A 6,646-nucleotide genomic window follows, 5' to 3' on the forward strand; every position below is an offset into this window, starting at 1 on the left:
TCCGAGCGTTGACGTCCTATAGGACGTCAACGCTCGGACGTTAGGGGGGTCAGGGGGGGCAGGGGAGGCAGGGGAGGTTAGGGGTGATGTGGCGGCACATGCATGCCAGCACTCACTGCTGGGTCATCCCGATCACCGCGACCCGCGCGGGTGCGAGCTCGTACCCGAGCGGACGGTCGACGCCGCGAGCGGACGGTCGACGCCGGGCGGTGCCGCGAACCCGGTGAGCAGCGACCGCATCGTCTCCCGCCAGACGGGCACGGCCAGCGCATCCGCTCCGAGCACCCCGAGCAGCTCGAGCGAGGCCAGCCCGTGCACCGCGGCCCACAGGCCGACCGTCGTCGCGACGGGGTCGCGCGAAGGAAAGGTCCCCGCCAGAATGCCCCGTTCGACCGTCGCGCGGACCCGGTCGAAGCTGCGGCGGGCGTAGCGCGCATCCTGGCGGCCCGACCGGAATTCGGGCACCGACCCGGGGAAGAGCAGGCCGTACAGGCTGGGGTGCGCCATTGCCCCGGCGCGATAGGCGAGCGCCAGCGCGAGAATCTCCTCGAGCGGGTCGTCGAACCTCGCGACGAGCTCGTGCCGCTCGACCATCCCTTCGACGGCCTGCCGGTACAGCGCCTCGAACACCCCCTGCCGCCCGCCGAACACGGTGTAGATGGCGCGCGTCGTGGTGCCGACCTCGTCGGCCAGCCGGCGGATCGTGACGGCGTCGGCACCCTCGCTCGCCAGCACCTGGGCCGCCACCGCCAGCAGCTCGCGGCCGATGGCTTCGCCATGCTCCCGCGGTCTTCCCATGGTGGACAGCGTAACGGTCCGGCGTTACGTTACAACGTGACGGAAGCCTCGGGTCCGAGGGCACGGTGCGTGAAAGGAACCACGATGGATGCCGTCCTCTCCTTCCTGCTCGCCGCTGCGATCGCGGCCGCGCTCGGCGCAGCGAGCGGCGCCCTCGTCTGGACCGCCTGGGCCGTCGGCTGGGTGCGCTGGATCATGCTCACGCCGCTCGCGGTGATGCTCTACCTCAGCCCGCCCGCCGCCGCCGCGCTTGGCGGCCTCGCCTTCGGGATCGTGGCCGGGATCCCGGCCATCGTCGGCAAGTACCCCTTCAACCGCCCGATGGAACGCGCCATCAGTGCCTTCAGCGGCGCGATCTGGGCGGTCGCCGGTGTGCTCGGCGCGTGGCTGTGGCCGGACGGCAACCCCGTGTGGGGCCTCGCGGCCGTGCCCGGCACGGTCCTGCTCGCGAACTCGCTGCCGGTCGCGACCAGCGGGCGCACCGCGACGCTCCTGCTCCAAACGGTTCAGCGGTCGTCGCCGATCGCGCACATCGCGCGGCTCGGCTCCCCGCACCTGATCCCGGTGGTGCTCGCCGCCGCGGGCACGGTGCCCTTCCTGGCGGTCACGGGTCTGCTCACCGAAACGGCGGCCGATGTCGTCGCGGCGGGAGCCGCGCTCGTCCTCGTCCTGGCTGCCGTGCTCTACGGTCGCGTGAGCTACCGCCGTGCCCGCTGGCGAGCTGACACCGCGACCCGGGTGCGCGTCGCGGCCGTCTCGCGCGACCTGGCAGCCACCAGCGAGGCGCTCCCCGCACAGGAGCATCGCGCCAGGTTCGAGGAGGTCGTCGCGGCCTACGAACCGCTCGTGTGGCGGGCCGCCCGGGACGGGCCGAGCTCGTGGTGCTGCCGGAAACCGTGGCGTTCGTCCACGGAGAACAAGGCGCCCAGTGGGAACAGACGCTGCGCCGCTGGGCCTCGGCGAACTCCACGACGTTCGTCGCGGGCCTCTTCGACGAGGACCAGACGCGCAACCGGCTGCTCGTGGTCGACCCCCGGGGCGACGTCGTCGACGAGTACGACAAGCGGCACCCGTTGCGTGGCGGGGAACCGGCCCAGCCCAGCCGCCAGCCTCCGCTCGAGGTCGACGGCCCGCTGCCCGTGTCCGCCTGCTACGACCTCGACTTCTCCGACTACCGGCGCGCGGTCGCCACGCACGGTGGGGTGCTCGCGGCGCCGTCGAACGACTGGCGCGAGTTCGCCGACCTGCACGACGGCCTCGCCGTCTGGGCACCGGTCATGACCGGGGTGCCCCTGGTGCGCAGCACGAGCCACGGGACGGCGGCGGTCTTCGACGCGGCGGGCAGGCGGATCGCGTCCACCACCAGCTTCGACGGGGCGGTCGTGCTGCTCGCCGACGTCCCAGTGGAATAGCCCGGCCCCTACCGGACGGCCGCGCGGGCTGCCTCGCTCTGGCGCGCGGTCTTCCACACGTGGTCCCAGCCCGGCGCGAGCTGGGCGGCTCGCCGGCACGACAGCACGAGGCTCGCCTCGCGGGCGAGGCCCTGGCCGGCGATGTCGAACGCCGTCCCGTGGTCTACCGAGACCCGTACGACCGGTAGCCCGACGGTGATGTTCACGCCGTCGTCGCCGTAGACGGCCTTGAACGGCGCGTGACCCTGGTCGTGATAGCAGGCGATCACCAGGTTCCACTTGCCGCGCACGGCCGCCGGGATCAGGGCGTCGGCAGGGATCGGCCCGTGCGCGTTCAGCCCGCGGGCCCGGGCACGCGCGACGGCGGGCTCGAGGATGTCGGCGTCCTCGTCGCCGAAGAGGCGCCCCTCCCCGGCGTGCGGGTTCAGGCCGGCCAGCCCGATCGGCTCGTCGGGCTTGCCGAGCGCCTTGGTGAACGCGCCGACGAGCGTGAGCACGTCGTCGGTGCGCTCCGGCGTGACGTCCTCGATCGCCCGGCGCAGCGAGACGTGCGTCGTGAGGTGGAAGAAGTACAGGTCACCGGCCGACAGCACGAGGCTGAAGTTCGCCACGCCGAACTCGTGCGCGAGCAGCTCGGTGTGACCCGGCCAGTGGTGCCCGCCGGCCTGCATCGCCGCCTTGTTGAGCGGAGCAGTGACGATCGCGTCGACCAGGCCGGCCTTCGCGAGCCGGCACGCCTCCACCACGAAGTGGTACGAGCCGGCGCCGGCGAGCGGGCTCAGCTCGCCGGTCGGCACGTCGGCGAGGGACTCCCCCGTCTGGAGGAGCTCGATGATCGCCGGATCGTTCGTGGCCGCGCGCGGGTCGGTGATCACCCGGACGACGGCGGGGTCGAGGCCCGCGTGCCCGACCCCGCGGCGCATCGCGTCGAGGTCGCCGACGACGACCGGCACGCACTCTTCGCGCAGGTCCGGGTGCAACAGGAGCGTCTTGGCGGTGATCTCCGGTCCGATGCCGGCGACGTCTCCGAGGGTTACCGCGAGCACGGGCTTGGTCATGATGTTGTCCTTTTCTGGTGGGGCTCAGGTGCGCCCGTGGTGAGGGCCTGCACGATGTCGATCAGGGCGTCGGGTTCGCCGAAGCCGCCGGACTTGGTCACGACCGCGAGGCCCTCGGCCGTCCCGCCGCGCACCGTGCCGTACGGCACGCCGTCGGCGAGCGACCCCGTGACCCGTACCGAGGTCGCGTCGAGGCGGCGCAGGGTCGCCAGCGCGCCGTCGCCGCCGACGAGCACGAGGGCCGTGAAGGCCCCGCGCGCGAGGTGGCCGGCGACGGTTCGAGCCATCGCGTCGGCGATCCCGGCCGCGTTCGCGCCGTCGACCGGGGTGGCCGGGGCGGTGACGACCACGACGCGGTCGGGCGTGAGGGCCGCCGCCTGCTCGCGCAGCAACGCGGCGACCTGTCCGCGCGCGACGTCGTGCAGGGAGCTGACGACGACCAGGATCCGGGCGGGGCCGCCGTCGCCCCGAACCGGCGGGCGCGCGGCGGGAACCGGCGGGGCCCACCCGCGGGCGAGCGCCTGGGTCAGGCCGGCCGAACCGACGGCGACCGCGCGGGCGTCCAGCCGGCCGATCACCACCGCGAGGAAGTCGAGGTCGGCCGTCGTGGTGGCGTCGACCGCGAGCACGGGCGAGGCGCCCCGAAGGTCCGCCGCAAGAGCTCCCAGCGCCCGGGCGAACCCATCCGCGTCCCGCTCGCCGCTCGCGGGGAGCTGGAGGTGGACGCTGCCCGGGACCAGCGATGCGATCGTGCTGGAGCGCACGGGCGTCACGGGATCTGCCGCGCTCGCGGAGGTCTCGAGCAGGGCGCCGTCGACGCGGACGGTGTTCGCGTCGACCGTGCGACCGTGCTCGGGGTAGGCCGGGCAGAGCACGGCGAACGCGCCCGGGAGCCAGCCGTCGAGGCCGCCGCGGAGCTGCGCCGCCACCGAGCCGCGCATGGTCGAGTCGATCTTCAGCACGAGCCGGTCGACCCGCGCACGGGCCAGGGCCGCCGCGGCGGTCGCGGTCCGCGCTGCCGCCTCCGCGTCCAGGGCGGCCCGGGCGCCGGTGGTGAGCGCGACGACCCTCGAGGCGCTGTCCAAGGGATCGATCGCCGCCGCGGTCAGCTGGAGGTCGACCCGCCAGCCCGCCGCGGCGAACGGCGCGATCGAGTCGCCGGCGCCGGTCAGGTCGTCCGCGACCACGCCGATCGTGCGCACGATCCGTGTGCTCACAGGGACGCACCCCCGCACACCACGAGCTGTTGGCCGGTGAGGGAGCCGCCGTCCGGGCCGAGCAGGTAGGCCACCAGGCCGGCGACCTCGCCCGGCTGCACGAACCGGCCGAGCGGCGGGGTGCGGGCCGGCAGGTGCGCCCGCTCGGGGTCGACGAGCATGGGCGTATCGGTCGGCCCGGGCGCGACCACGTTGACGGTGATCCCCCGCGGCGCGAGCTCCATCGCCCAGGACCGGGCGAGCCCCACGAGCGCGGCCTTGCTCGCGGCGTACTGGCTCTTGCCCGCGGCGCCCGACGACGTCCGGCTGCCGATCAGCGCGATCCGCCCGCCGTCACGCAGCCGGCCGACGAGACCGTTCACCAGCTGGGTCGGCGCCTGCACGTGCAGCCGCCACAGCTGCTCGCCCACCTCGGCGGACAGGGCCCCCAGCGGAGCGGCCCGGAGCACCCCCGCCGCATGCACGACGGCGTCCAGCGCGGGCACCGCGTCGAGGAGGGCGCCGACGTCGGCCGGGCTGGCGAGGTCCGTCCGCCGCCAGGTGAAGTCCGGATGGTCGACAGCCGGCCGGCGGCGGCTCGCGCCGAGGACCCGCCAGCCGTCCGCGAGGAGCCGCTGCACGACGGCGAGCCCGATGCCCGAGCTGGCACCCGTCACGACGGCGAGCGGAGCGCCGGCCCGGTCCCGATCGGCGGCCGGGGCCGTCACGGCTCGCCCCGCGCGACCCACGAGGACGCCACCCGGACGTGCTTGATGGCCTGCCGGTGATAGGTGTAGGCGACGTCCAGGTCGCCGTCGGGCGCCTGCAGGATCGACGGGTAGGAGAGCTCCCGGTTGAGGCCGTCGCGGGAGTTGTTGGTGAGGCAGTAGCCGTCCCCGACGTCGAGGTTGCGCCGCTCGGGCCACGTCCTGCCGCCGTCGGCGGAGATCGCGAGCGTCATCGGGGCACGCGGGGCACCCCAGAAGGCGGTCGGCCCGGCCTCGTCGGGCCCGGGCTCGGGCTCGGACCCGGGCGCCACGAGGTTGGGGCCGTCGTCGGCGTCGTCGGCGGCGAGGCCTCCGTCGGTGATCTCGTCGTACAACGAGACCCGCCGCGCGGTCGCGTCCGCTGCGCTGGCGGAGTTGAAGACGAGCGCGAGGCGGCCGTCGTCGAGCGTGGTGACCTGGAGGGAGGAGTTGTTGTTGGGCAGCTCGGTCGCCACGGGCACGGTCCACGTCTCGCCGTCGTCGGTCGACCTGGACTCGTAGATGCTGTCCGCCCACCGGCTGCGGAAGAGCGCGAGCAGGCTCGAGTCCGCGAGCTGCACGACGCCCGGGTGCACGCGCCCGACGCTGTCCGGCACCGGGACCTCGCGCCAGGCGGCTCCCTGGTCGTCCGAGACGAACACCGAGCTCGTGTCCCGGTCGCCGACCCAGGCCTTGCCGGGGACAGTGCCGCAGCGGAACACCGGCAGCAGCCAGCGCCCCGATCGCAGCACCGTGATCGGCTGCCGCACGAAGACGCCGCCGCCCGGGCCGGCCGGCAGCAGCGTCCGGACCGGTCCCCACGTGCGGCCGTCGTCGGTCGAGATGCGGCGACGCACCTCGGCGGTGTCCTGGTTGCCCCCGAGCTGGGCCGTGTACAGCAGCCAGACGGCGCCGCCGGGCGCCGTGAACAGGACGGGGTTCTGCTCGGAGCGGGTCGGGTCGTCGGAGAGCTGAACCGGTGCCGACCACACCTCGGCGCCGGGGGCGAGGCGCGAGAACCACACCACGATGTCGCCGATGCCCTCCTGGGTGCCGCCGAACCACACGCAGCCGAGGTCCCCGCCGGGCAGCCGCGCCAGATTGGCCGCGTGGCTCTGGACGGTGGGCGCCGGCAGGTACGCCGACCACCGCGCCGGGTCGCCCGGGACCCGGCGGAGCACGCCGTCGGTCGCGAGCGGCCCGGCGGCGAGCGGCTCGGCGGCGAGCTCGGACGTGCTCACGCGTTGCCGCCGAGCGCGGTCTTCAGGTGCGCGGCAGCGACCTGCTCGAGGTGCGTCAGGTCGGAGGCGACCGAGACGAACGTGAAGCCCTGCGCGATGCGCTGCGCGGTGATCTCGCCGTTCGCGGTGTGGATCCCGGCGACGATGCCGGCCGCCTGCGCGGCCTTCAGAACCCGGGCCAGGGCGGCGTCGAAG

General features: G+C 74.6%; 7 protein-coding genes and 1 pseudogene. 1 reads left to right on the forward strand and 7 read right to left on the reverse strand.

What is annotated here, in order from left to right; all coding sequences use genetic code 11:
• Positions 1-132: 132 nt before the first annotated feature.
• Both VIM26_RS08680 and VIM26_RS08685 read right to left on the reverse strand, forming a co-directional pair.
• Complete coding sequence (locus tag VIM26_RS08680) at positions 133-798, reverse strand: TetR/AcrR family transcriptional regulator (protein WP_331950184.1); 666 nt, start codon at positions 796-798, stop codon at positions 133-135.
• A gap of 221 nt (positions 799-1,019) precedes the next feature.
• Positions 1,020-1,280 (reverse strand): hypothetical protein, encoded by a 261-nt coding sequence (locus tag VIM26_RS08685; RefSeq protein ID WP_331950185.1) that lies wholly within the window; start codon positions 1,278-1,280, stop codon positions 1,020-1,022.
• 366 nt (positions 1,281-1,646) lie between these two features.
• On the opposite strand from VIM26_RS08685, the gene VIM26_RS08690 reads away from it, so the two are divergent.
• Positions 1,647-2,210, forward strand: a complete 564-nt coding sequence (locus tag VIM26_RS08690) for a nitrilase-related carbon-nitrogen hydrolase (protein WP_331950187.1) — start codon at positions 1,647-1,649, stop codon at positions 2,208-2,210.
• An 8-nt stretch (positions 2,211-2,218) separates the two neighbouring features.
• Here VIM26_RS08690 and pdxA read toward each other — a convergent pair whose 3' ends face one another.
• The 5 genes and pseudogenes from pdxA to VIM26_RS08715 form a co-directional block, all read right to left on the reverse strand.
• The gene (pdxA, locus tag VIM26_RS08695; protein ID WP_331950189.1) at positions 2,219-3,268 is read right to left on the reverse strand and encodes a 4-hydroxythreonine-4-phosphate dehydrogenase PdxA; all 1,050 of its coding nucleotides are present in this window, start codon (positions 3,266-3,268) and stop codon (positions 2,219-2,221) included.
• The gene (locus VIM26_RS08700) at positions 3,265-4,485 is read right to left on the reverse strand and encodes a four-carbon acid sugar kinase family protein (RefSeq protein ID WP_331950191.1); all 1,221 of its coding nucleotides are present in this window, start codon (positions 4,483-4,485) and stop codon (positions 3,265-3,267) included. The genes pdxA and VIM26_RS08700 overlap by 4 nt, the downstream gene beginning before the upstream one ends.
• Positions 4,482-5,192, reverse strand: coding sequence for an SDR family oxidoreductase (locus VIM26_RS08705; protein ID WP_331950193.1), 711 nt, complete (start codon positions 5,190-5,192; stop codon positions 4,482-4,484). Before VIM26_RS08705 ends, VIM26_RS08700 begins: the two co-directional genes overlap by 4 nt.
• Positions 5,189-6,391 carry a sialidase family protein gene (locus tag VIM26_RS08710; protein WP_414696461.1) on the reverse strand — a complete coding sequence of 401 codons (1,203 nt, stop codon included), beginning with the start codon at positions 6,389-6,391 and terminating at the stop codon, positions 5,189-5,191. Before VIM26_RS08710 ends, VIM26_RS08705 begins: the two co-directional genes overlap by 4 nt.
• A 56-nt stretch (positions 6,392-6,447) precedes the next feature.
• Positions 6,448-6,646, reverse strand: a pseudogene (locus VIM26_RS08715) (aldolase); the annotation flags it as partial.

It is taken from the genome of Pengzhenrongella sp., from assembly GCF_036565025.1.
In the GTDB taxonomy this organism is placed as follows: domain Bacteria; phylum Actinomycetota; class Actinomycetes; order Actinomycetales; family Cellulomonadaceae; genus Pengzhenrongella.

Coding starts and splice junctions, on each gene's coding strand:
- VIM26_RS08680 (WP_331950184.1), bottom strand. CDS start 798: ATGGGAAGACCGCGGGAGCATGGCGAAGCCATCGGCCGCGAGCTGCTG.
- pdxA (WP_331950189.1), bottom strand. CDS start 3,268: ATGACCAAGCCCGTGCTCGCGGTAACCCTCGGAGACGTCGCCGGCATC.